Source organism: uncultured Lacinutrix sp. (assembly GCF_947500325.1).
In the GTDB taxonomy this organism is placed as follows: Bacteria; Bacteroidota; Bacteroidia; order Flavobacteriales; family Flavobacteriaceae; genus Lacinutrix.
In genome coordinates, this window is sequence record NZ_CANMRQ010000004.1 from 215,682 (window position 1) to 241,005 (window position 25,324).

Sequence of the window (25,324 nt, forward strand, 5' to 3'; positions counted from 1 at the left end):
TTATTAACTATATATTTAAAAATTCATTGCAGTCTACAGATTCAATCGTTTTATTACTATTATTATGACACAGAAATAAAGAACTCCGCATTAACACCTCAATATTGATCGGTCGTATTTATCAGAAGTGTATATTTTGTTCTGTGTATTTCCACAAATTCCAAAAGCATAATTGGATATGATTTCTACATAGTACTTTCTCTACTTAAAATAATTATACCTTTCAAAAGTATAAGTTCGATTTTTTTATAAGCAATAAATTAAAAATTATTTTGTGCCTGCTATAGATTTGCTCTTTGGGTATTTAATAGTATAAATAAATTTCTCCACCTTAGTTTCTCTTGGCTTTAAGTTTAGTGTCCACAACAGTTTTCCCAAATCTTCGGTATACTCTGCAGTTCCTTTTTCTTCTAATACTATTTGAATGATCTTATTTTGCGACACAGGGATTTGGTCCAAAACCTCGATATCTATTGCTACAGCTTTTTTATTCTTTACAACCAAATCATAACCAATGGTTTCTTTTTTATTACTACCTATAAATTTAGAAGATGTATACTCTTTTATTGGTGTACGCTCTACAACAATACTATTATCTCGTCCCATTGAAATTAATAAAGACTCTGCAGTAACTTGAGGGTTTATATTTGAGGTTCCTACAAAAGCGCCTTCAAAAAAAATGTTAGCCTCTCCAGACACAAGATTATACTGACTCCAATCTTTTACTTTAGCAAGCAAAAATGCACCTTTATTTAGCTTAGGCACAGTATGGTATACATATTCTGTAGGAAGTTCGTAGTTTTTTAAGACTACTAAATTCTCTTTTCCATCTGTAGTAATTGATTGTTTATTTAAAATATTAAAATCTATACTTAACTGGTTCTCAGAAACAGCTGAAGGGTTTACATAACTTTTACTTTTTCCATAAGCCATATTTGTTGTAACAACTACTTCATCAAGCTCTGCTACTTTTTCTTGTTTATATTGTATTGGTTGAAACACATTAGCATATAAAGGCATTAAAATAGGTCTGTTATTATTTTGAGACGGATTCCCAGTAGAAACTATTATGTTTACATCTTCCCAATCTAAACCAGTATTTTGATAAATATTAGCCTTGTATGTTAGTTTTACATTTTCTGTTATGCCGCTAGAACGCAAATCATATAAAGGAGTCCAACCAACATTACCAACAATATACCTACAATTTAATTTTATCTTTTCGACTTTTTTAGCATCTACTAGAAGGATTATGTTACCACTTGGCTTATTAAACTTTGCATTTAACTCTATTAATTGTTGGTTTATTTTCTCTATTTTCTCATTAATAGGTAGTTCTTCTTTAGCTAATGCTTTTAGTTTTTTTCTAATTTCTAAAAACTTCGTATTGTAAACAGAAGTAAGCTCTATAACTTGTTGAGGCGTAAAACCTGAAGCACTTAAATCTTGATTTTTTTTAAGTATTGTTTCCATACCTATTAAACCAGTTCTTCGATCGCTTATCCATGACAATTCCTCACCCAATGATTCTAATTGCTTCTTTAGGGTTTCAATTTTAGGGTTGTTAACTTTAGATACTAAATAGTTGTTTTCATATTTAGCAGAAACTAGTGTAACATCAGTATTATTAAACTTTATTTGCAAACTGGATGGGTTAATTGAAGTAGAAATACCTGTAAGTACAAGCTCTTGCATTCCAGTTTTAGTAGTAAATGTTGTATTTCTAGTAATTTGAGCATTATGTCTAAACACTTTTACATATTCAATTTTTGAAGATACTTCTGTTTGTGCATTAAGATTTAAACAAGTAAAAACGAGTAATAAGCAAAATAATTTATTCATGACTTCTTTAATTTTTTACTAAATCTATAAAAGTCATGTTTTAAGAATAAACATAATTGAGTAAACTACTAAACTGAATGAGTGAACCACCTGTTTTAATTAGTGAAGAAATTACCAAGCCACAACAAAACACTTATTAATCTCGCCATTTCTAGTTTTGAGCCATAACATTGGTGAGTATTTTTCAGCTTCATATATAATTAATTCTGGTAATATCTTATCATAAGTTTTCCATGATACATTTTGTGTAACATCTAACAACCAATCTGTCTTCTTTGGTTTATAAAATTTGTAATCTTTAAATTTTGATAATTCGGAATACTTAAAATAAAAGCCGCAAATACAATTAGGGTTTAAAACTTTTAGCTCGACTTTTTTTTCATAGGGTATAAAAAGTTGTGCTTTAAAATATATTCGCTGTTCAAAATACTCTGCTTTAAGTTTTAAACTTTTTAACAATGGTTTAGTTTCTTTAGCATAGAGTAGTGGTAACTGTTTTTCTTTAAGTTTGTTTAGTTTTTCTATTAACGAATCTCGTCGCATAGGACCAATACAATGCTCTATTTCTGTGTCTCCTAAAGCCTCATCATATAGATAATATTTAAATTGAATTTCTAAATGAACAGGTTGATCTCCATCTAAAAACAAACAATCTAATTCTCCAATGGTATGTTTTTTTTCTGTTTGTATTTGTGGATTTTCACAAAGAATAGTAATGTCATTAAACTCTAACAATTCGGTAGTTACAAAACGTTCTACGCGCTGTCCAAGTCGTATTTTATCTAATCCAACACCAATAAAAACTGGACATTTTCCTTTAGGTTTTAGTAATGGTTGCATCCCAAAAATTGACTTTAAAAAAAGGTGAGATGTATTATAAAATCCGCTAAATTGAGCTTGAATATTATCAGTTTTTTTATTCATATTTAGATTTAAAAGTAATCATTTATAAAACTTTTTTAATAATAATTCGTTTAAAGCCTTTAATTCGTTGTATTTTTGCACATCTCAAAATTCCAAAAAAACGATTATAGTAAATGTCAGTTACAACTTTAGAACTAGAAGAACGTAAAGAAGGGAAAAGTTTATATAGCTATCAAAAAGGAGCTATAAATAAGATTTTTAAGTGTTTTGAAGAAGCACCAGAAGATTATCACTTGTTATATCAATTGCCTACTGGTGGAGGAAAAACAGTTATTTTCTCTGAAATTGTTAGACAATATTTAAAGCATCACAAAAAGCAGGTTTTAGTAATGACACATAGAATTGAGCTATGTAAACAAACCTCAAATATGCTTACAGAATTTGGTGTTAGCAATAAAATTGTTGATTCTAAAGCAGATTTAAGTGATCAACATGATTACAATTGTTTTGTAGCCATGGTAGAGACTTTAAACAATCGTTTAAATGATGACAAACTCGACATCTCAGATATAGGTTTAGTTATTATTGATGAGGCGCATTACAATTCATTTACTAAACTATTTAAGTTTTTTGAGAAATCATTTATACTAGGAGTAACAGCAACACCATTGAGTAGTAATATAAATCTACCAATGAAAGACAATTATAATGAGTTAATTGTTGGTGAAACAATACAATCTTTAATAGAAAATGAATTTTTGGCGCGTGCCGAAATCTATTCATACAATGTTGGATTAACTTCTTTAATTGTAGGAGCTAATGGTGATTATACAGTAAAATCGTCTGAAGATTTATATACTAATACAGACATGCTTACTAAGCTTATTCAGGCTTATGAAGAACGTTGTAAAGGAAAAAAGACATTAATCTTTAATAATGGTATAAATACTTCATTACATGTATATGATACCTTTAGACGTGCTGGTTATCCTGTAGCACATCTTGATAATAACAACACAAAAAAGGAGCGTAAAGCCATCTTAAAATGGTTTAAAGAAACACCAGATGCCATTTTAACCTCTGTAAGTATTTTAACAACTGGTTTTGATGAGCCAACCGTAGATTCTATTATACTAAACAGAGCAACCAAATCACTTACATTATATTACCAAATGATTGGTCGTGGATCACGTATACTTAAAAACAAAAGTAAATTTACAGTTATTGATTTAGGTAACAATTTACATCGTTTTGGACCTTGGGGAAGTGATTTAGATTGGCACAAAATATTTAGATCTCCAAATTTCTACTTAGATGGTATTTTAAGTGATGAAGATCTAGAAAGTAACTTTAGATATGAGATGCCAGACGATTTACGCGCTGAGTTTGCAAAATCTAAGGATGTATATTTCGATATTAAAGCTATGTACATTCAATCTGTTAGAGAAGGAGATTCTTCTAAAGTAATTTTAGAGCGTTCTATACATCATCACGCCTATATTTGTACAGAAAACAGTGAAGACCTTTGGGATGCATTAGCTTTAGCTAAATTACTAAAAGACGATATAGATTACCGTATTCAACGTTATACAAAATGTATTAGCAAAAGTACTTTTAACTTTGTAGAATGGTTAAAAGACGATTATAAGAAAAAATTAAATGCTTATTTAAGAGCAAATTTTGATGATATTTACGAAACCATTCATGGGTTTCCGCCAGAAGATTAGTATTTGGTTAATAGTATAACAGTTTGCAGTACTTACTCAAACTAATAAAAGTAATAGAGTACTCAAAACACAAACAAACCCTTAACAGTAAACAATTATGAGTACTTTTAAAGACTTAGGTATACGCAATAACTATATAAAATCACTTAAAGAAATAGGTATTAAGATACCAACTGAAATTCAAAAACAAGCAATCCCTATCTTAATCAACTCTAAGACAGATTTTGTAGGTTTAGCTCAAACTGGCACTGGGAAAACTGCTGCATTTGGATTACCTTTATTACATAAAATCGATGCAAACAAAAATGTTGTTCAAGGCTTAATTATAGCGCCAACACGAGAATTAGTACAACAAATAAAAAAACAGCTTTTTAAATTCACTAAATATAATGACAAAAAGATTTTTGTTGAAGGTGTATATGGCGGCGAAAAAATAGATATTCAAATTCGTAATTTACGTAGGGCAACTCATGTTATAGTTGCAACACCAGGAAGATTAGTAGATTTATTAGACAAAAATATTATTGATTTAAAATATATAAACAGTTTAATTTTAGACGAAGCAGATGAAATGTTAAGTATGGGTTTTAAAAAAGACTTAAACACTATTTTAGATGCTACTAACAAAAACGCTCGCAATACTTGGTTATTTTCTGCTACTATGCCTGAAGATTTAAAAAGTATTGTTAAACGCTATATCTCTCAAGATGCAGCACGTATAGAAATAGACAGAAACAGCATTGTAAATGCAAATATTTCTCATCATTTTGTGCAAACCTCAATAGGCAACAAACCCAATACATTAATTCGGTTATTAGAAGATAGAGAAGAAGCTCGTGGAATTATATTTTGCAGAACTAAAGCTGGTACTCAGGCATTAAAACAACAATTACAAAAAGAAGGTTTTAATGTTGATGCATTAGAAGGCGATATGACGCAAAAAGAAAGAGATAAGGTTATGCGTGCTTTTAAAAACACTAATCTTCAAATATTAATATCTACAGATGTTTCTGCACGTGGTATAGATGTAGATAACCTTGCTTATGTATTACACCATCAATTACCAGAACATTTAGAATATTATACACACCGAAGTGGCAGAACCGCAAGAGCAGGAAAAACAGGAGAATCAATAGCTTTGGTATTACCAAATGAATTACAGCGTGTTCAAGATGTAGAAAAAGCATTAGGCATAAAAATTAAAGAATTGACACTATAATTACAATGCCTCAATTCCCTAAAAGCATCACTTCAAATAACACCCCTAAACGACTAGCAGTCAAGCTAAATTCGAAAGGCGAGCAGTTTGTTTCACAAGGACATCCTTGGGTGTTTTCTAATAATATCACTAAAATAAATGATGGTGCTAAAAGTGGTGATTTAGCTATTATTTTTGGGAAAAATAAAAATAAAGTTATTGGTCTTGGTTTGTATGATGCAAATTCTCCAATAAGAATTAAAATGTTGCATAGTGGTACTACACCAGTAACAATAAATGCTGACTTTTTTAAAGCTAAAATTGAAGACGCATTTGCTAAACGTTATAATTTATTACAAACGAATACTACAAGTTACAGGTTACTTTTTGGAGAAAATGACGGCTTTCCTGGCCTTATTGCTGATGTTTATAATTCTGTTTTAGTCGTTAAATTATATTCTGAAATATGGTTGCCGTATTTAGAATCTATTTTAGAAAGTTTACAAGCAGTTTCAAGTGTAGCGACCATAGTTATAAGACTTAGCCGTAGCCTAGAGCAATCTAAATTGCATAATCTAAAAAATGGAGCAGTCGTTTTTGGCGTTTTAGAAGATGAAGTAGTACACTTTATAGAACACGATGTTCATTTTTCTGCAAATGTTATAAAAGGTCATAAAACAGGCTATTTCTTAGATCATAGACATAATAGAAAACAAGTAGGAGCGTGGAGTAAAGGAAAATCTGTATTAGATGTCTTTTCTTATGCCGGCGGTTTTTCTGTTCATGCTCTAGCAAATGGAGCAACATCTGTTACAAGTCTTGATATTAGCAAGCAAGCATTGCAAATTGCTTATCAAAATGGAAAATTAAATTCATACTCAGGAACACATACAACTATTGCAGATGATGCTTTTGTTGCTATGAAACGTATGATAGCAAATAATGAAACTTTTGATGTTGTTGTAATAGATCCGCCAAGTTTTGCAAAACAGCAAACTGAAATAGATTTAGCAAAGAAAAAGTATGCACAATTAGCGCAATTAGGTATTAAACTAACTGCTAAAAATGGATTGCTAGTACTAGCTTCATGTTCTTCAAGAATTTTAGCTCAAACATTCTTTGATATTAATAGCCAAGCATTACGAGAAGGTTCTAGGTCTTTTGAAATTATTTTAAAAACACATCATGATAGCGATCATCCAATTGGCTTTCCCGAAGGTGCGTATTTAAAATGTGGTTATTATCGTTTTAACGATTAATTAATCACTTATACATTTACACTTACCACATTCTTATATTTTACAATATATTAAACCGCTGTTTATTAGAGTTTTAAATTAATATTTATTATTAATCCACTTATTAAATAGGCATAAATTCTTTCCATATAAGCATAAAGAACCTATATTTAGTTATATTTGTATTCTATATAAGTTGATTATGAATGTAACAATAAAACAAGCAATACTATTATTAAGTCTTTTTTTTATATCGAATAAAATTTACACACAAGACAATAAAGAAAATCCTAACTTACAAGCAGCTTATCAAGCATACAATGCTTTAAAGCTAAACGACGCAAAACAACTATTTGAAACAGTAGTAAATACTACTAAAGCTAATAAAAAAGATAGATGTAAAGCTTTACGTGAATTAGCAATTATAGACTGGAAATTTTATAAAAATTATAAAAAAGCTAAAAATCGTTTGTATTTAGCAGATAGTATAGGTGATTACAGGTCTGAAACTTGGCTAAAACTATTGAGAGTAGAAGTAGAGTCAAATCATTTTAAAGAAGCTTTAAAAGCTGGCAAAAAAGCTATTTTATTATCAGAATCTAAAGCAGATAAAAGCTATTCAAAATATAAATATTGTAAAGTTATCTTAGATGAAGCAATACACAATATTTTTTCAGATAAAAATTATGATACTACAAAACTAAAAGAGGCTTCATTAATATTAAATGCACTTTTAGAAGAAAACCCGACAAATGTTAATGCTTCTAATATATTATTAGGTATTTCCCTATTGTTAAAACAAGGAAACTTGGCAATGAAAGCCTGGTTATCTTATTATAGATTTACTAATGTAAATAGCGTGTATGATTTTCTTAAACCATCTGCTAAACAATTAAATACTATACTTCCATATTGGGATGATACTAAATTAACTACTCCCCAACAAGAAACATTAATAGAAGGATTAGGTAGGTCTAGATTCTACACTTACGCAAAAGTACTCGCTAAGATCTTTAAATTCAAGGATATAAAAACAAAATCATCTACAACTAAGATTATTACATATGCTAACTACATAGAAGATGTGAAAATATTTACTAATGAGTATTATAGATTAGTAAGCATAGATACCTATAATTCTGATGATTTTATAAATGGTTTAAGAGCTTTAAATAAAAAGTTATACAAAACATTATTAGCTTCGGAAACTAAAAAAGATAGTTTTAGTCTAAATAATTTTAGGGATTTAATTAGATCAAAATTTGGTAGTGTATTTATTATTGCTGGCTCTAGCTCATCAAGACAAGTAGGTTTAGTGTTTGGTCATATTGTTAATGAACGTATTAGACATGTAGAGCAATATGGTAAAGGTGCAGATTTCACTTTTACAGAGTTAGATATGATGATATCTAATGGTTATCCAAGTTGGTTTTGGGAGAATAGAGGTGCTGGAGGCTATGCACTTTCAAGTGGTTTCTTACGCATTAAGAGTATGTTTAACTACTTAGCAATTGATGCTTGGGATAAAGTAACGGATAAGGTAAAAAGAAAGAAAATTGAAGAAAGCATAGCTACAAATCTATTAACATCTACATTAAGTACAGATATTAAGATAATTCGATCTGAAGTATCTAAAAAGATAGAATTAGATGCTTTAGATTCAATATACAGTAAATTGGTAGCAACTGGTTTAAATGATATAGAATTACAACTAAAATTTATAGAACAATATGAGTTACATAGAGACAATGCTACTATGTTTGCACACGAAGGCAGACATTGTATTGATAGGCTAGTACTTGGGGACGATTATAGAGCTTTAGGTTCTGCAAAAATTGAATATAGAGGACGCTTGTCCCAAATAGCATTTAGCAAGGCACCAAAATTAGAATTAGCAAATATCCTTGTTGGAGTAAGTTCTACACCAACAGGACAATCTAATAAAATGATCTTAGAAGTTTTAGAGAACTATATTAAAAGAAATAGGAATAAAATTAAGAATTACGATTTTAAGAAACAGCCAATTGCACAACTTTATAAGTTAACAGACGAGCAGATTATATCATGTATCCAAAGTGTCGATCCTTTTTATATTAATAAGACTAAGGAAGATTAATTAATTCTTCTAATAGACATTAATACTTAAAACAAAAAAGCCACATTTCTGTGGCTTTTTTGTTTTAAGTATTATAATTTAATGTGTTTGCATAGCATCTTTTCGTTTATTTAATTGCCGTTCTAAAGCTGAAATTGTTTCAGAGGCACTTTTATGAAATGATTCTGTAGCATTTTCTGCAAATAATTGTGGCCCTGGAGCACTTAAACGAATAGACGTTTTCATTTTCCCATCTCTACTACTTATGTTTTCTGTCTTAAAAAACACATCTGCTCTATGTACAAATTCATATTTATTAAATAACTTTTCTAATTTCCCTTTTACATAATCTTCTAATTCTGAGCTAGCTGTTACGCCATCATATTCATAGTTCACTGTCATAATTTCTTGTTTTTTAGTTATACTTAAATATACTAAATCTAAATCAAAAACTAGTGCTTTAACCAATATTTATGACGTTTATCTAGTTGGTTTTTTTTTCATTCATTTCGTATATACATCCTCAATAAATACTAATTATCTTATTTTTAGGCTTATGCAATAAATTTCAAACATTCGATAAATTTATTGTACTCCTATTATAAAATATATAAAGCTTTAATAACACACTATATTTTCTTAAATAACTCATAATAGTGTAATAAAACAATAATATGTTAAAAATCAACGACTTGTTTTTATTTTTTTGTATTTTATAGAAGTGACTTAAAAAAATATTAATAAAATGAAAAAACATATAATACTCTTATTAAACGCTATACTATTTTTTAGTTGCTCGGTTACAAAACATGAATTGAATACATTTCAAACAGAAAAAATTGACAACCTTATAGAAAATAAATATTTTGAAATAAAATGTGATTGGGCTCAACCCCAAGTAACTGGATCATTTAGACAAATTCAAAATTCAGGTCTATTTCCAATAGGCAGTTCGTCAAGTAATATAAATATATCAAATAGTAACAATTACTTTCGTATGAAAGAAGGAAGAGTAGTTGCTAATCTTCCATATTATGGTGAGCAACGTGTTGGAGGCGTCTATACTAATAATGCTGTTGCAGTAGCTTTTGATGATGTACCTAAAAACCTTAAGATATCTAAAGGTAAAAATGGTAACTATTACATTAAATTCAATATAAGATCTAAACATAAATCATCAGAGCATTATAAGGTAAATATTAAGCTCTTTAATAATTTATCTAGCACTATTTATATTAGTAGTTCACATAGAAGCTCTATAGAATATGATGGCCATGCTAAAGCACTTGTTGAAGCTCAAGCATCTCTATAACTCTATTAACAGCTTAACTAAATATAAATACATTCTTATTATTATTAGTTAATTTTATCCCCATTTATGGTGTGTAAAATCTTACAAATAAAAAATAATTACTAATTTTTTAGTAGTTATACTAATTTTTTAGTAGTTTTGAAAAGTAAAGCATATCACCAATGGAAAAACTGACTAAAAGAGAGGATCAAATAATGCAAATTATATGGGAATTAAAAACAGCTTTTATAAGAGATGTTATTGAAAAATTACCAGAACCAAAGCCGCATTATAATTCTGTAGCAACTATTATTAAAATTTTAGTAAAAAAAGGTGTTTTGAAATCTAAAAAAATAGGAAACACTCATCAATACAGTCCTGTAGCAGAATTTGAAGAGTATAGAGATAATAATCTTGGTAACATAAAGAAGAAGTTTTTTGGAAATTCTTTTCCAAAAATGATGGCCTATTTTGCAAAAGAGGAAAATCTTTCTGAAGATGAATTATCTGAATTAATAGATATTATTAAATCCAATAAATCTAAAAAATCATGATTACTCTTTTAATAAAAACGGCACTAATTCTTATTATAGTTTTGGGGTTTTATAAGATTTTAATTGAAAAAGAAAGTTTCTTTTCTACAAATAGAATGTATTTAATTTTAGGTCTTGTATTAACTTTTACAATACCATTTGTATCACTACCTAAATTAGTTCAAAATCAAGGTTTCGTTTCCGAATTACTTGAGCCATCAATTTCAGAACAATTAAATAATGAAGTTGTTGAAGCTATAGACCCAAATACAAACCAAAACATTAGTCCAATAGAAATAACTGCAGAAAAACAATCTGAAATGAATGTTGTAGATGTAAAACCTTCGCGAAGTGTTTTAGACTGGATTTTAATCGCCTATATTTTTGGTGTAATTGTATTAAGTATAAATCTACTAGCCCAGATTGGAAATTTAATATTTAAAGTAATACGGTCTAAAGATAAAATTAAAGATGTAGATAGTATTATTATAAATTCTACTAATACTAAAGAACCTTGTTCTTTTTTCAACTATATATTTATTAACCCAGAACAATATGAGTTTGAAATCTACGAACAAATTATTGCTCACGAAAAAATTCATGTAAAAAAACGCCATAGTATAGATTTATTACTTTCTGAAATCGCTGTGATACTACTATGGTTTAATCCTTTTATCTGGTTATTTAGAAAAGAGGTAGAGAAGAATATCGAATATCAAACTGATCACTTGCTTATCGATACTAACACTACTGAAAAAGATAGTTACCAAATGAATCTTTTAAAAATTGCCACTTACAACAAACCTTTAACAATCACAACAAATTACAATCAATCATTAATCAAACAACGAATATTAAAAATGAACAGTAAAAAATCAAACCCACACAGTTATTGGAAATATGCTTTTACATTTCCAATGTTTTTCGCACTATTATTGTTACTCAATAAGCCTTATGAGGCATTTGGGCAGCCAGAACAACCAACTATAGAACATACTATTCTAACAGATGTAGAAAAAGCATCTGAACCTGAATATTTCTCAGATTGTGAAGCTTTTAAAATAGCTTTAGAAGAAAAAGACGTTGCTAAACTCAAGGAAATCTTAATTAATTTAGATCCAGCTTGTATTGAATATATTGAAAATTCTGAGTATAAGAGATTAACTTCAGTAAAAACAAAACTTAAGGAAGGCGCAGATTTAAAAGTAGACACCACTGGCAATATTGTAATATCTGATGCTAATGGTACAACTACCGAAACCTTAAATGCCATTGACAATTCTATAGAAGATACGGCTTCTAACATAGAATGTAGAGCATTATTACAAGCCATTGGAATTGATGATATCAAAAAGGTTAGAGCATTATTGACATCAACAAATGTAAATTGTATAGATCCAAATCCTGGATATAATGTGGATCAATCTAGCGGAAACTATATGAGGTATCAAAAACCGAAATCACCATTATTCTCAGCTGCTAGATATGGATATCTTGAAATAGCTAAGTTATTAGTAGAAAAGGGTGCAGATGTAAAACTAAATGTACAAGGAGATGGTACGCCTTTAATTACAGCTTCAGAATACGGGCATTTAAATATAGTAAAATACCTTGTGTCTAAAGGCGCAGATATTAATCGTACATTTCCTAATCAAGGCAATGCGTTAATTGCAGCTTCAAGTAATGGCCATCTTAATGTCATGAAGTATCTTATTTCTGAAGGCGCAGATATTAACCATTACTCACCAAATCAAGGTAATGCACTAATTGCTGCTGCACATTCTAATAATACAGAAGCCGTTAAGTTTTTGGTTAATAAAGGTATGGACGTAAATTTCATCTCTCCAAATCAAGGCAATGCGCTTATTGCAGCAGCTAATAATGGTCAATTAGAAACAGTAAAATACTTAGTATCTAAGAATGCTCAAATAAATAAAATCTCACCAAATCAAGGCACTCCTTTAATTGCTGCAGCCAATAATGGACACTTGAAAACGTTAAGTTATTTAATTTCAAAAGGAGCAAAAATCGACAAAGTATCACCTAATCAAGGTACAGCTCTAATAGCAGCGTCTAATAACGGGCATTTAAAAACTGTTGAGTTTCTAGTTGCAAAAGGAGCAAATGTTAATAAAACAACATCAAATCAAGGTAGCGCTGTTAATGCTGCAGCTAATAATCGTCATAAAGCTACTATGGAATATCTTATAAATAATGGAGCAGATATTAATAACAATACAAATAGTCATGGCTCTCCATTAATTTCAGCAGCAAAAAACAGTTCAAAAGAAAGTATTATTTATTTAATTGAAAAGGGAGCTGATATTAATTCCCAAAATGATGGCCAAGGTTCTGCTCTAAATACAGCCGCTCGAAATGGTTTAATAGATACTGTAAAACTTCTATTATCAAAAGGAGCAAATATTAATGCACAAACCAATGGACAAGGTTCTGCTTTAAATGCCGCAGCCAGAAATGGACATCTTGAAACTGTTAAACTACTTATAGAAAAAGGCGCAGATATTAATTTACAAAACAATGGACAAGGTTCTGCTTTAAATGCGGCAGCCAGAAACGGACATAATAAAGTTATCGTTTACTTACTGTCTAAAGGCGCAGATATTAACCTTCAAAATAATGGACAAGGTTCTGCTTTAAATGCAGCTGCAAGAAACGGCTTAATGGATACTGTGAAACTGTTAGTTGAAAAAGGGGCAAATATTAATTTATATAGTAATGGACAAGGCACAGCGCTATCTGCTGCATCTAGAAATAGACATGATGATATTGTTGACTACCTTTTGTCTAAAGGCGCTAAACATATTTATGGCAACTAAGTTTTAAATATCAAAATTCATCAATCAAATCAATAATCAACAGTGCTGTTTTAATATTATTAAAGCAGCACTGTTTTAAATCAATCTACATGAAAAATTTCTTTTCACTAGTTCTCATAGTATTTATTGTTTCTAGTTGTAATCAAGAAAAATACGATTTAGCTATTGCTAATGTGCAGCTATTTAATAGTAAAACAACTGCTGTATTAAATAATAAAACGGTATTAATTAAAGCAGATACCATTGCAGCAATAATAGATGGAGATAAAACTTTTAAAGCTTTAAAAACAATAGAAGGGAAGCAGCGTTTATTAATTCCTGGATTTATTGATACACATGTGCATACTGTTGGTAACTATGGTGCAGATGCAGCGTCACCAGAAGATTATAAAGACGATAATGGTTTAAACATGCTAAGAGATTTAACTGCACAGCATTATCTAGATTATGGAGTTACAACCATTATAGATATGGGCCAACCAGAACCTTGGATAGATGTAACATTAGACTGGCAGAAAAAACCATCACCAAACCATCCAAATATTTTTATATGTGGCGGATCTATGGTGTCTGATGAAGATAGAAAACAACCGGCACATCATATAGAAATTAAAAATCCTGAGCATGGTAGAGAAAAAGTACGAAGCTATGCTAAACGCGGACTAAAATACATGAAACTCTATAGCAAACTACATAAATTAGATTATGAAGCTATGGCAGACGAAGCTATAAAGCAAGGCATTATTATTAATTCTCATGTTGATAATAATCGCGTAACTATTGGTGAAGGTATAGATTATGGAGTTTCAAATTTTGAACACTTTTTCACACTTACACCAAGTATTTTAAACTACGATGAGCATTGGCCAAAAATGAATGAAATGTATCAGATTAAAATGAACTCTAGCATTGATGAATTTGCAGCACAAATGGTCTATTTTTTTGGATACATAAAATCTAATCCTAAGTTTGAATTACGACTTTACGAATTGTTTGATAAAATGGCTAAAAATAATGTTACAATAAGCTCTGCTTTAAATGTAGTTGCTTCTTCTGCTAATCAAACTGATTTTTTTACATCTTTTGAGTATTTTCCAATACGAGATACACCAATGGTTAATTATAATTTAACACAACAAAAGCAATTAGACGCTGCTTATATAGCATTTATGAATTACATGAAAATTGCACATAATAAAGGCGTAAAATTGCGTATTGGTACAGATTGTCGTTTTGGAGGTAAAGCATTACTATCTGAACTTATTCTCCTTAATAAAGCAGGATTTACAATTGGTGAAACACTTCAAATTGCAACACTTAATGGATACGAATCTATGCAATTGGATAATAAACGTGGTGCAATAGAAGTAGGAAAGGTTGCTGATTTAATTTTATTTGATAAAAATCCTTTTGATGATATTAATAATGTACGTTCAGAAAAAACTATAATTAAAGATGGTACTGTCCATATACCAACAAAATCTATAGGTCATGAGCTAAGAGCTGTTTTATTAAATGATGGAGTAGAAGCGGGGAATATTTGGTTTAATAATGCTACAAAAAGCAAAGCATATCCAGATGTTAAGGTGAGTGAGTTAAAAAATACAGTTAGAGAATTATTTGCAGGAGAAAAGCTAACTGAAGCAATGGCTGCTTTTAAGCTTTTTAAAAGTCAGTTTCCTAATAAATCTTATACAATGGAAAGTGCTGCTATAACCAATACAGCATACAGTTTAATTAGAAAAGGAAAAACTCATGAGTTAAAGCATTTTTACAAATTTTGTGATACAAATTTCACCAATGCTAAAAAGTATATTGGATTAGGATTATATATGACTATTTTAGAAAAAGGACTTCCTGCAGCCAAAACTTATTTTGCAACTAATAAAACAGATTCTAATTATATTTTAGAAGAAAACGAAATAAATGGACTTGGCTATTTATACTTACAATTTGGCAACATTAAAGAAGCTATAGCTGTTTTTGAAATGAATGCTAGCGCGTTTCCTAAATCATGGAATGTGTATGATAGTTTAGGAGAAGCTTACTTAGCTCAAGGTAATACTTCCAAAGCAAAACTTAACTACAAAAAATCTATTGTATTAAATCCTGATAATGAAGCTGGTAAAGCCGTATTAAATCGAATATAAAATTCTAATCTTAATAGTTAATATTTTTTATAAAGAGAAAGAACTGTTCATAAAACAGAACTTTCTCTTTGTTTAAAATTTACTTTTTAGTTTATATTAATAAATTCAGTAACTCCTAATACGTTGTATAACTTTGCAGTTATACTTAATTGCTTAATAAGTAATTTATTCTCTTTAAGTTGTGCATCTATTAATTTTTGCTCTCTTGAGTTAATTAAAAATAATGAACTCTCTCCTAAAAAAAATTTACGCTCTTCTGCTTTTACTAATGTTTGATAGTCTGACACAATAGAACGCATCAAATTATTTTGAACTGTTAAAGATTCCATCTCAGAATTTACATCAGAAATTTTATTTTTAATATATAAAGTGAAAGAAAGGCGCTCATAGTTGACTTCTTGGAGTTTAAGTTCTGCCAGTTTTAAATCACCACGTTCCTTTCTTAAAAAAAGAGGAAAACTAAAGTTAAGACTAGTTTTATAATTAGAAGTATTAAACGTATTAATTTGATCTATTTCTGGAGATAGAAAATTATATTGTAAATCTATTTTTGGCAATAATTTATTCTTTTTTAATCTTTTGTCTATAGTTAGTCTATCTATTTTAGCATCCAAACTAATCAGTTTGGGATGAGTATTAACTAAATCAGATATATTATCTATACTATTATTAATAATTAATGACGATTGTATACTTGAAAACTCTGGAACTATAGGTAATATATTATCTTCTATTTCCATAGGTATGTTGTTAAACCATAGATAATTACTCACTACTAACTCTGCTTTTCTCTTTTTTAATTTTGCTTTCTCAAAACTAAGTTGTCTACTCTGTAAAGTAATACGTGCTTCTGTAATATCTATTTTGGCTTTTTCTCCCAGATTAACACTTCTTTCTATAGCTTTAAGTCTTATTGAAGCATTATCTAAATAAGTATTATAAATACGTAACTCGTTTGTTGTTTCTATCCAATCAAAATAAGCCATACTAGCATCAAATAATATATTATTTACCATTAAATCTCTATCTGCTTTCGTTTGTTTAATAAAAAAACGTGCTTTTTTTATTGAAGCCATCCGTTCATTTATCAAAAAACCCTGTGCTAAAGACAATGAAACACCAGCGCTATATAACCCATTAGTTGGGGTATTAAGGTTAGGGTTTAAAAATTCGCCAGCATTATCTTCAAAATTTGCTTTAAATTCTATGCCATACCAGACTGGTATTTTAAAACGTGTATTAAACTCATCGAAATACTCGGTTTTTTTAAATTTCTTACGATTGTAGTCAACTTCTACCTTGGGATCAAAACCACCACGAGCTTTTAATAAATTAGCTTCTCCTGTGCTTAATATAAGTCCTGCTTGTTTTATAATTGGATGGTGTTGCTTTACATACCCTAAATATTCTTCAAAAGACAGAGTCTTATTTGTTGTATTCTCTATATTTTGTGCAAATCCTGTTTTAAAAAAAGCAAACAAGATAAACACTGAAACCTGTTTAATTATCCTTCTCATTTGCTATTTCTTTTTTGATGATATATTATTATTTGGAATGTAATAATTAGGAGGAAAGCCATTAAGTTGCCTCCATAATTCGTACCAAATAGAAACATTGTCTAATAATGCTATCGTGTAAGCACCAGAACCAACACGTACATTTTTTGGCCATGGACTACTGTCTATATCTGGAGCAATTAATATTCTAAATTTTCCATTGTTACTTATAAAAGTTTCTATTGCTACAACTTTTCCTGCATAAGTTCCAAATGAAGCATTAGGCCAACCGCTAAAAAAAATAGCAGGCCAACCATCAAACTGAATACGCACACTTTCTCCTATATGCATTAAAGGCAAATCTATAGGATCTACATAGGTTTCTACGGCAAGATCATAATTTGCTGGCATGATGCCAACTAATTTTTCTCCAGCTTTAAAGGTTTCTCCTAAACCACCTTTAATAGCTTTATTAATATAACCGTTTTGAGGTGCCGTAATATAATACATAGCATTTCTTATCTTATAACTAGATGATTGATTATCTAATTTAGAGACTTGAGCTTCTGCCTCAAATTGATTAGATTCTGCTGTAAAACGATCGCTTCGTGATTTTGCAATTTTATTAGAATATTCTGCCATTACACGACTTATTTCTAATTGTGCATTCACTACTAAGTTTTTACTAGATAATAATTTATTTTCTTGAGAAATCAACTTTGCTTCAGTCTCTTGTAACTTTAGACGTTTTGTTTCTACATCTGCCACAGATTTTAAACCTTCAATTTCAAGTAATACAGTTCTGTCATATTGTTTTTGCGCTATATTTAAATTAGTGCTAGCAGCTTTAAAATCAATACTATCACTTTTCACTTTTAAACGAGATTGTTTCAACTTGTTTTCCACTTGAGAAAGTTTTAAACTTCGTTCTTTTGTTAATGCAGATACTTGATTTTCAAGCACTTTTATTTTTTCTTGATAAGATAAAACAGAACGCCTTTTTGCATCACGTTGCTGGTTAGTACGCTCTACCAAACGTGGATCTTGGTATTCAGTTTTTATTTCTGAAATAAATAAAATAGTATCTCCTTTAGTAACAAAATCACCTTCTTTAACATACCATTTTTCAATACGACCAGGAATAGGTGATTGTATTGTTTGGGGGCGTTGATCTGGTGTTAATGTTGTAACATAGCCATTACCACTAACATTTTGCGTCCATGGTAAAAAAAGTATTATAACAAGTATTAGCGCAAATACTCCTAAAAAACGATTAAAATACCTATTATGTTTTGTAACAAACACTTTCTTAAAAGCATTATACTCCTTGAGAGATACTTTTTTATTTAATTGATTATGAGAGATATTAAGCATTGTTCTTGTTTTTTGCGTTTATTTTTCCTTCTGAAATTTTAATAGTTTGATTGCAATGTTTTTTCCAATATTCATTTCTACTAGAAACAACTAAAGCCCATGGTCTTTCTACTGCTGTTAAATATTTAACTATCTGTTGCGCCTCTTTTTTCTCAAAATGCTCTAAAGGATCTTTGAGTAAAAGTAATTTAGGATTATGTACTATAGCTCTAGCTAAAACAATGCGTTTAGATACTGTAAAAGGAATTTGTTGTCCTTCTGGATACAACATAGTATTAACACCATTAGGTTGTTTTTTTATAAATGCAAGTAATCCTAGTTCTTTAAGTACTGTATTAAGATGTTCTTGTAGAATATCTTTTCTACCAAATGTTATATTTTCAAGTATAGTACCTTCAAACGGATTTTGTGAAGGAAGTACTTGTCCAACATGTGCTCTATATTTATTTGGCCATATACCTTTAATGGATATATTATTTACATATAGAACACCATTTGAAGGTGTTAATAAGCCTGATAATATTTTTAATAATGTTGTTTTACCAGAACCAGAAGCGCCATCAAAAAGTATTCTATCTTTTTGTTCTATATTAAAATTTATATTGCTTAGTACCTCTTGACCTTCTTCTGTACTGTATTTAAGGTTATCAAGCTCTATATGTAAATCGGTATTATGTAAAAATGGATTTTCACCATCTTGAACTTCTAATTTTTTATCTACTACTTGACCTATCTTTTCCAATGAGGTTAATACATCATAAAAAGACTCTAATCCTTTTATTAATTTCTCTACAGAACTAATAACCAATAGGATAATGATTTCCGCAGCTACAAATTGTCCAATATTCATTTGCTGGTTAAGTACTAACAAACCGCCAATAATTAAAAGACCAGCAGTTACTAGAACCTTAAAGCCAATAAGCTGAATAAATTGAGTCACTAAAATTTTGAAATGACTTTCTCGCGCATCAAGGTAATTAGTCGTTAAATAATCGTTTCGTTCCATGGCAAGGTTAGTATTGCCTGACAACTTAAAGCTAATAAGCGCGCGCGATACTTCTTGTATCCAATGTGCTACTTTATATTTACTTTTAGATTCTACAAGACTTGTTTCCAACCCTTTAGTTGCTGTGAACTTAAATAAAATATAAATTAATAAAACCAGTAAGAATCCATAAATAATAAAAAATGGATGATAAAAAGAAAGCAACATTAAACCAAAAATAATTTGCAAACTTGCGGCAGGGAAGTCTATCAAAATTTTTGACAATCCTTTTTGAATAGTTAATACATCAAAAAAACGATTTGCTAACTCTGGTGGATAATAATTACGGAGTTGTTCTATTCTTATTTTTGGAAATCGGTACGCAAATTCAAAAGAAGCTCTTGTAAAAATCTTTTGCTGCATATTTTCTAAAATACGAATTTGCATTAGTTGTAAAATACCTTGAAAAGCAACACCAAGAGTTACTAATACAACAAGTACCATCCAAGATGTAGATACTTGAGCACCTTGTATTAGATTAATAATTGCTTGTATTCCTAAGGGTAATGTTAAGGCTACTAAACCAGAAAATATAGCATAGTAGAATATTTGACGAATGTCTTTTTTATCGAGTTGTAATAAGCCTGTAAAGCGTTTCCATGGGGACATAATTCCTTTCATAGTTACTTAGCCCGATTAAGTCGGGATATCTATTTAATAAGTGTGATTTTTGGACTAATTTTTAGTTAGTCTTAATATATTTTAGGTTTGCATCGCTAATAATAGCGTACAGTTGTGGAGTATATTTACCTAAAATCTGGAGGTGGAATATTGATTTTCATATTGAAATCACTATATATTGATAAGTAAAAGGCATCATTTAATTTAACACCTACATTAGATTCAAAATATTGATTAAAATCTATTATTACTATTTCTACTTTTTCTTCTTTAGTATTTTCTTGCTGCTCTTCTTCATCAGAATCTTGTTCATTATTTACATTAACACAGTTATAATCAAGATCCGATATAATAGCAAAAACTTGAATAGATGATTGCCCAACCATTGCAAAAAGCATTACTACAAAAGTAATGTGCTTAAAAATTGTAAATATTGAGCTGTTTACAAGATTCATTTTATAGTTTTAAATACTAAGTCTGTATAAAATCTAACAATGTTATTTTTACCATCTTCAACATCGGTTAATGCAGGTAAATGTTTTGAGAAATAACGTTGGTGATGAGCACCTTCAATAACAGTTGATACTAACATATGCGGAAATTCAAATGTTGTATTTATTTCAAGTACAATATCACTTACGCGTTGTACAACTCTTTTATACGTTTTATAATATCCTTTTTCATTTTCTTTATCTATATCTTTTGTATGGTATGCTTTAGAAGATTCTGCAATAATTATTTGATGCAATAGTATCTCGTTTATAAATGAAATAGAATTGTCTTCAGAAATATCTTCAGTTAATAACATAATACAACGTTTTAATCTTTCTTCTGCATCATCAATATTCATAATAGTAAAGACAATTTTGTATTCAATCCAGCTCCAATACCAACTTATTAAATACACTAATAGCGAATGTTTACTCTCAAAATAACGGTAAATAGAACTTTCATTAGAACCAATAGCTACACCAAGTTTTTTGAATGTAAAACCCTCAAATCCAAGGGTATTAATCATCTCAATACTTTTACTCACTATTTTCTTTCCAAGATCTGTAGACTCTGGATTTTTTAAATACAGATCTGAATCAATAGTTATATTTATTGGTAATTGTTTCATAATCAAAAACAAATATATAATAGTATTACTATTAAAAATAAAAGTTTAACATTTTATTCTGACAGTAACATGTTTATATATTAAAAAACCTCCAAATAGCGTAAACTATTTAAAGGCTTTAATTGTAAATAAACTTAAAACTATACTAGCAACATACAGTGCCTTGACATGTTCCTTGCATATAACGATAACCACAACTTGCGTGATGTGCATTTGCAATTTCATCTATATTACCAGTAAATAATTCGTACATAATATCTGCGACTCTTATAATCATAGGAGTAGCAGGAGATAGAATATGCCCGTGACTATCTATATATTTAAGTGTTCCTACTGGTTCATAATCCCATGATTCTGCACTTTTAAGCATTCTTTTTAATAAAGCAGGTAATGGTAATAATTCTAATTCTTTTATAAAAGATGTAGATGGTGGCATAAGCGGTACAATATCTAAATAATTTTCATAACGTAAATCATTAGTAAACATACGATTATAATATGATGCGAAATATAGATCTCCAGGTTTAGGGCCTGCAAATGTTACTGTTTGCGCTATTTTTAGCTTGTACCTATTTGTAAAATACATAGCCGCAATAGGAGCCATGCCACCACCTTTGCTATGGCCAGTAATATAAATAGGTGAATTATGTTCTTTCTGTAAAGTTTTTATTGCTTTAACAACGTTTTTAGATAATAATTTTAAGGCCAATAAAAAACCTGAATGGACTTTACCATGTATATAGGGATCTGTTGTTGGTACTGCAAAAAAATCTTGTAACCAATCGAAAAACGAATCCCAGTTTTTAGCAGGAGGTAAGGTGCCTCTAAAAGACACTATAATTTCACTTTTAGTTACACCAACTAAACACGCTTCAATTTGAGCAGCAGTGATAACGTAGGGATCTTCAACAAAACCAACGGCATTATATTGCTTAATCATATCTGGAGTAACATTTGGGTTGTTATCACATGGATTGTATTTACCAATTGGGTCTGTAGTTTGAATACAGTATGCTGCTTCTGCAGCACATAATAATTTACATGAAAGATCGATACCACTCATAATATTCTATATTTTAATTTACTCAAAAATAGATCAAATACGAAGTGTTTAACAGGGTATATATACGGGTTTAAGAATATAAGTATTTATAACATATACAGGAAAAACACCTAAAGTAAAAACAGGACTTTTCCTTGATATAAATAAGGGAATACCTGTTAATTTGAAGTAGTAGTTTTCTATAATTTTGCATAATAGCTACAAAAGAAATTCGCTATTAACTTCCTACATACTACTACATACTATTTTATAAACGTAAAAATAGAGTAGTAGTTGAGTAGGAAAAAAATTATCTATTATGAAAACAAATATCCTATTAATCGTAAAAACGATAGTCTTATTATTTCTCGTTCAAAGTTGTTGTACACCAAGTACAACAATAGGAAGCGTAAATAACACTTTAAGACCTCAAGAAACTAATAATTGGTGTTGGGCAGCCGTAACACAAATGATCGCTGAAAATGAAGGGCAAATTGTAACACAATGTGATCTCGCAAATCATAGGTTTGGTAAAACAAATTGTTGTGATTTTCAAAATGATGGCCAACCATGTCCAAAAACAAGTGACTGTAATAACCCAGGTTGGTTAGAATTAGATTATGCTGGCGTTAAGTTTACTGCTGTAGATGATGCTTTAAGTTTAAAACAGTTACGTAAGAGTATATATTGTTCTAAAGATGTGCTAGGTTATGCATATGGAACACCTGGAGTTGTTGGCCATGTTGTAGTTATTAAAGGCTATGTTACTGTTGCTGGCACAAATTATGTGGTATTAAATGATCCTTGGTCACCTTGTGTTGGTTCTGAGCGTTTAATTACTTATGACGAATATGTAGATCCAGCAGGAGCGAGGACACATTGGAAAACCTGGTACAACACAAGTAAAAAATAAGATTAACTTTATAATATAGAAATAATGAAACATTTAAAAACATATATAAGCATTTTAGCTATCATTTTAGCAATATCTACAAATGCACAAGATAACGACAGTTCTATACAAGAAGCTGTTAATAAAGGAAAAACAGATCTTATAGATGTACTATCTAAAGCTGGTAAGGATTTTAATTTTGGTATAGATGCAGAAAGCGTTAAAAGCGCAACAATGGCATCACCAATATCATATCAAGAAATGGATTTTAACAGGTTATTAAATTATAACCAACAAGGCCTTAACGGAACATTAAATAGTGAATTAAAGAAAATTGTGCCATTAGTAAATGGTAATAAAGTAATTACAACTATTGGAGTTTCTAATGCTAAACAAGGACGTTATCAAGTAACAGATTTAATTAATCATCAATATCATAATGAGTTAAATCAATTACCAAATGCTATTAAGCAAAATAACTTTAGCAATCTTAAAATTGTATATGTACCAAATTTAAATACTGTGGTGTATAGTTTTAATGGAAAAAGTTATACTTCTTATAAAGGCCGAAGCGTTAGACAAGCTATAGATGATGAAGCACTTTTACAATTATTAAAAGCTGATGCAGTTGCATTTCAAAATAAGTATGGTAGTCAATTAGGAGATAAACGATTACTTAATTAATATTTAATATAACAGATCTAGGAAAAGAGGTCTGTTATATTACTTTGAATCCTATTTTACAAGTATTTACTGTTGTTTGTCCATATAACTTTAAATACCCTATAAACAAAAGGAAAAAAATATAATATTAAAAAAAAGGTTCATAGTTTATGTTCATAATTAATTATGAATATCTTTTCTATGTAACCATAATTAGACCTACAACCCAAATTTTTTCTCTATCCAGTTAAAAGGTTTTTCAACTATTTTTGGAGCATTAAATCTATATCCAAAATAAATTTTGGCAAATACACTATCATTTGTAATATTGGTCATACTATCTTCATTGTACCAAGTATTTTGAAACTTAAGATTGGCTCCATAAATAAATTTATTAGAACTATAACCTAATTGTAATCCACCATCAAATGCTGCAGGCCAATACACATTTCGCTCTTTAATATCTGTTCCATCTTCTCCATCATTAGAAAAGCGAATACCAAAAGAAGGAGATGCAAAAAAGGAAACAAACCAATTTTCATGTATCACTAAAGTATAATAGTATTCAGGAGCGACGCTTATATTGAAACTATTTTCATAGGATTTAGAATCTTCTATAATTCCTGAGAAACGCGTGTAGCCATAACGTAGAGTAGGAATAAAACTTCCAGCACTTTTACGTTGCCATTCTGTATTGTAAACTACATTTCTTAAAGAAAAATTAGGGTTTAAAACAAAGGAGGTTGAGCCTCTCCAAAAAATAGTTTTAAAATCGGGAAACTGAATATATGCGTCTTGACCATCTATCCAATTTGGGATAAAATCGTTTGTATTTTCAACATAAAAACTTTGTACTTTTTTATATTGAATTTCTTGTGTCCACTTTCCAAGAAAAAAACGAAAAGTATAGTCTTGGAATGAAGATTCACCTTTTATGTTATTATCGTTATTACCTGGAAAGAATTTTGGAGAAAACCCAATACCAAAACCAATAAATTTATAATCTAATGATATTCCTAGTCTAAATTGATTATTTGTAGAAAGATTAAAATCTGAATCGTTTTCAGATTGAACAAAATAGGAGTCTGTTTGGGTATCAATATTAGCTTTTATAATAAGTTTGTCTGTAAATGATAATATTGATGTAAAATCTTCGCTTGTTTTGTTTTGACTTATTGCATTCGAAATATTCAAAAAAAAGATTATTAAAAAGCTTATTTTATTCAAATGATATTCAGTTTTCAAATTAATACTAACAACTATATATTTAATAAATATAGAAAAGACTGCTCAATG

General features: G+C 29.5%; 20 protein-coding genes. 10 read left to right on the forward strand and 10 right to left on the reverse strand.

Annotation, left to right across the window (positions count from 1 at the left end):
• Nucleotides 1-267: 267 nt before the first annotated feature.
• Both Q0997_RS07460 and Q0997_RS07465 read right to left on the reverse strand, forming a co-directional pair.
• A complete protein-coding gene (locus Q0997_RS07460) occupies nt 268-1,842 on the reverse strand; it encodes a DUF4139 domain-containing protein (protein WP_299886813.1) in 1,575 nt (524 codons plus the stop codon).
• A 111-nt stretch (nt 1,843-1,953) separates the two neighbouring features.
• Nucleotides 1,954-2,766 carry a DUF1853 family protein gene (locus Q0997_RS07465; protein ID WP_299886816.1) on the reverse strand — a complete coding sequence of 271 codons (813 nt, stop codon included), beginning with the start codon at nt 2,764-2,766 and terminating at the stop codon, nt 1,954-1,956.
• A gap of 113 nt (nt 2,767-2,879) precedes the next feature.
• Here Q0997_RS07465 and Q0997_RS07470 point away from each other — a divergent pair, with 113 nt between their 5' ends.
• The 4 genes from Q0997_RS07470 (at nt 2,880) to Q0997_RS07485 (ending at nt 8,985) form a co-directional block, all read left to right on the forward strand.
• A complete protein-coding gene (locus Q0997_RS07470; RefSeq protein WP_299886819.1) occupies nt 2,880-4,433 on the forward strand; it encodes a DEAD/DEAH box helicase in 1,554 nt (517 codons plus the stop codon).
• A gap of 97 nt (nt 4,434-4,530) precedes the next feature.
• The gene (locus Q0997_RS07475; protein ID WP_299886823.1) at nt 4,531-5,652 is read left to right on the forward strand and encodes a DEAD/DEAH box helicase; all 1,122 of its coding nucleotides are present in this window, start codon (nt 4,531-4,533) and stop codon (nt 5,650-5,652) included.
• A gap of 5 nt (nt 5,653-5,657) precedes the next feature.
• Nucleotides 5,658-6,890 carry a class I SAM-dependent rRNA methyltransferase gene (locus Q0997_RS07480; RefSeq protein ID WP_299886827.1) on the forward strand — a complete coding sequence of 411 codons (1,233 nt, stop codon included), beginning with the start codon at nt 5,658-5,660 and terminating at the stop codon, nt 6,888-6,890.
• 181 nt (nt 6,891-7,071) lie between these two features.
• Nucleotides 7,072-8,985, forward strand: coding sequence for a hypothetical protein (locus Q0997_RS07485; protein ID WP_299886830.1), 1,914 nt, complete (start codon nt 7,072-7,074; stop codon nt 8,983-8,985).
• A gap of 78 nt (nt 8,986-9,063) precedes the next feature.
• Here Q0997_RS07485 and raiA read toward each other — a convergent pair whose 3' ends face one another.
• A complete protein-coding gene (raiA, locus tag Q0997_RS07490; protein WP_367180209.1) occupies nt 9,064-9,432 on the reverse strand; it encodes a ribosome-associated translation inhibitor RaiA in 369 nt (122 codons plus the stop codon).
• 277 nt (nt 9,433-9,709) lie between these two features.
• On the opposite strand from raiA, the gene Q0997_RS07495 reads away from it, so the two are divergent.
• The 4 genes from Q0997_RS07495 to Q0997_RS07510 all read left to right on the forward strand — a co-directional run bounded on the left by Q0997_RS07495 (nt 9,710) and on the right by Q0997_RS07510 (nt 15,775).
• Entirely contained in the window at nt 9,710-10,276 is a 567-nt protein-coding gene (locus Q0997_RS07495) for a DUF4251 domain-containing protein (protein WP_299886833.1), read from the forward strand.
• Nucleotides 10,277-10,437: 161 nt separating this feature from the next.
• Nucleotides 10,438-10,809, forward strand: a complete 372-nt coding sequence (locus Q0997_RS07500) for a BlaI/MecI/CopY family transcriptional regulator (RefSeq protein ID WP_299886836.1) — start codon at nt 10,438-10,440, stop codon at nt 10,807-10,809.
• Nucleotides 10,806-13,625, forward strand: coding sequence for an ankyrin repeat domain-containing protein (locus tag Q0997_RS07505; RefSeq protein ID WP_299886839.1), 2,820 nt, complete (start codon nt 10,806-10,808; stop codon nt 13,623-13,625). Before Q0997_RS07500 ends, Q0997_RS07505 begins: the two co-directional genes overlap by 4 nt.
• A gap of 89 nt (nt 13,626-13,714) precedes the next feature.
• Nucleotides 13,715-15,775, forward strand: coding sequence for an amidohydrolase family protein (locus tag Q0997_RS07510; RefSeq protein ID WP_299886842.1), 2,061 nt, complete (start codon nt 13,715-13,717; stop codon nt 15,773-15,775).
• A gap of 86 nt (nt 15,776-15,861) precedes the next feature.
• Here Q0997_RS07510 and Q0997_RS07515 read toward each other — a convergent pair whose 3' ends face one another.
• The 6 genes from Q0997_RS07515 to Q0997_RS07540 all read right to left on the reverse strand — a co-directional run bounded on the left by Q0997_RS07515 (nt 15,862) and on the right by Q0997_RS07540 (nt 22,494).
• Nucleotides 15,862-17,292: a TolC family protein gene (locus tag Q0997_RS07515; RefSeq protein WP_299886845.1), complete on the reverse strand. Its 1,431-nt coding sequence runs from the start codon at nt 17,290-17,292 to the stop codon at nt 15,862-15,864.
• Nucleotides 17,293-17,295: 3 nt separating this feature from the next.
• Complete coding sequence (locus Q0997_RS07520; RefSeq protein WP_299886847.1) at nt 17,296-18,645, reverse strand: HlyD family secretion protein; 1,350 nt, start codon at nt 18,643-18,645, stop codon at nt 17,296-17,298.
• Complete coding sequence (locus Q0997_RS07525) at nt 18,638-20,311, reverse strand: peptidase domain-containing ABC transporter (RefSeq protein WP_299886849.1); 1,674 nt, start codon at nt 20,309-20,311, stop codon at nt 18,638-18,640. The genes Q0997_RS07520 and Q0997_RS07525 overlap by 8 nt, the downstream gene beginning before the upstream one ends.
• A 125-nt stretch (nt 20,312-20,436) precedes the next feature.
• Complete coding sequence (locus tag Q0997_RS07530) at nt 20,437-20,766, reverse strand: hypothetical protein (RefSeq protein ID WP_299886851.1); 330 nt, start codon at nt 20,764-20,766, stop codon at nt 20,437-20,439.
• Entirely contained in the window at nt 20,763-21,431 is a 669-nt protein-coding gene (locus Q0997_RS07535) for a TetR/AcrR family transcriptional regulator (RefSeq protein WP_299886854.1), read from the reverse strand. Before Q0997_RS07535 ends, Q0997_RS07530 begins: the two co-directional genes overlap by 4 nt.
• Before the next feature lie 145 nt (nt 21,432-21,576).
• On the reverse strand, nt 21,577-22,494 hold the full coding sequence (locus Q0997_RS07540; protein WP_299886857.1) for an Mbeg1-like protein: 918 nt from the start codon (nt 22,492-22,494) through the stop codon (nt 21,577-21,579).
• 298 nt (nt 22,495-22,792) lie between these two features.
• Here Q0997_RS07540 and Q0997_RS07545 point away from each other — a divergent pair, with 298 nt between their 5' ends.
• Both Q0997_RS07545 and Q0997_RS07550 read left to right on the forward strand, forming a co-directional pair.
• Complete coding sequence (locus Q0997_RS07545) at nt 22,793-23,386, forward strand: papain-like cysteine protease family protein (protein WP_299886860.1); 594 nt, start codon at nt 22,793-22,795, stop codon at nt 23,384-23,386.
• A gap of 24 nt (nt 23,387-23,410) precedes the next feature.
• The gene (locus Q0997_RS07550; protein ID WP_299886863.1) at nt 23,411-24,049 is read left to right on the forward strand and encodes a hypothetical protein; all 639 of its coding nucleotides are present in this window, start codon (nt 23,411-23,413) and stop codon (nt 24,047-24,049) included.
• Nucleotides 24,050-24,247: 198 nt separating this feature from the next.
• On the opposite strand, the gene Q0997_RS07555 is transcribed toward Q0997_RS07550, so the two are convergent.
• Nucleotides 24,248-25,222, reverse strand: coding sequence for a DUF4421 family protein (locus Q0997_RS07555; RefSeq protein ID WP_299886866.1), 975 nt, complete (start codon nt 25,220-25,222; stop codon nt 24,248-24,250).
• Nucleotides 25,223-25,324 lie beyond the last annotated feature (102 nt).

What these genes read in the sequence shown, in the direction of transcription:
- Q0997_RS07475 (WP_299886823.1), top strand. Translation starts at nt 4,531, where the DNA reads ATGAGTACTTTTAAAGACTTAGGTATACGCAATAACTATATAAAATCA.
- Q0997_RS07480 (WP_299886827.1), top strand. Translation starts at nt 5,658, where the DNA reads ATGCCTCAATTCCCTAAAAGCATCACTTCAAATAACACCCCTAAACGA.
- Q0997_RS07465 (WP_299886816.1), bottom strand. Translation starts at nt 2,766, where the DNA reads ATGAATAAAAAAACTGATAATATTCAAGCTCAATTTAGCGGATTTTAT.
- Q0997_RS07550 (WP_299886863.1), top strand. Translation starts at nt 23,411, where the DNA reads ATGAAACATTTAAAAACATATATAAGCATTTTAGCTATCATTTTAGCA.
- Q0997_RS07540 (WP_299886857.1), bottom strand. Translation starts at nt 22,494, where the DNA reads ATGAGTGGTATCGATCTTTCATGTAAATTATTATGTGCTGCAGAAGCA.
- Q0997_RS07510 (WP_299886842.1), top strand. Translation starts at nt 13,715, where the DNA reads ATGAAAAATTTCTTTTCACTAGTTCTCATAGTATTTATTGTTTCTAGT.
- Q0997_RS07535 (WP_299886854.1), bottom strand. Translation starts at nt 21,431, where the DNA reads ATGAAACAATTACCAATAAATATAACTATTGATTCAGATCTGTATTTA.
- Q0997_RS07460 (WP_299886813.1), bottom strand. Translation starts at nt 1,842, where the DNA reads ATGAATAAATTATTTTGCTTATTACTCGTTTTTACTTGTTTAAATCTT.
- Q0997_RS07515 (WP_299886845.1), bottom strand. Translation starts at nt 17,292, where the DNA reads ATGAGAAGGATAATTAAACAGGTTTCAGTGTTTATCTTGTTTGCTTTT.
- Q0997_RS07520 (WP_299886847.1), bottom strand. Translation starts at nt 18,645, where the DNA reads ATGCTTAATATCTCTCATAATCAATTAAATAAAAAAGTATCTCTCAAG.
- Q0997_RS07500 (WP_299886836.1), top strand. Translation starts at nt 10,438, where the DNA reads ATGGAAAAACTGACTAAAAGAGAGGATCAAATAATGCAAATTATATGG.
- Q0997_RS07505 (WP_299886839.1), top strand. Translation starts at nt 10,806, where the DNA reads ATGATTACTCTTTTAATAAAAACGGCACTAATTCTTATTATAGTTTTG.
- Q0997_RS07525 (WP_299886849.1), bottom strand. Translation starts at nt 20,311, where the DNA reads ATGAAAGGAATTATGTCCCCATGGAAACGCTTTACAGGCTTATTACAA.
- Q0997_RS07470 (WP_299886819.1), top strand. Translation starts at nt 2,880, where the DNA reads ATGTCAGTTACAACTTTAGAACTAGAAGAACGTAAAGAAGGGAAAAGT.
- Q0997_RS07485 (WP_299886830.1), top strand. Translation starts at nt 7,072, where the DNA reads ATGAATGTAACAATAAAACAAGCAATACTATTATTAAGTCTTTTTTTT.
- Q0997_RS07530 (WP_299886851.1), bottom strand. Translation starts at nt 20,766, where the DNA reads ATGAATCTTGTAAACAGCTCAATATTTACAATTTTTAAGCACATTACT.
- Q0997_RS07495 (WP_299886833.1), top strand. Translation starts at nt 9,710, where the DNA reads ATGAAAAAACATATAATACTCTTATTAAACGCTATACTATTTTTTAGT.
- Q0997_RS07545 (WP_299886860.1), top strand. Translation starts at nt 22,793, where the DNA reads ATGAAAACAAATATCCTATTAATCGTAAAAACGATAGTCTTATTATTT.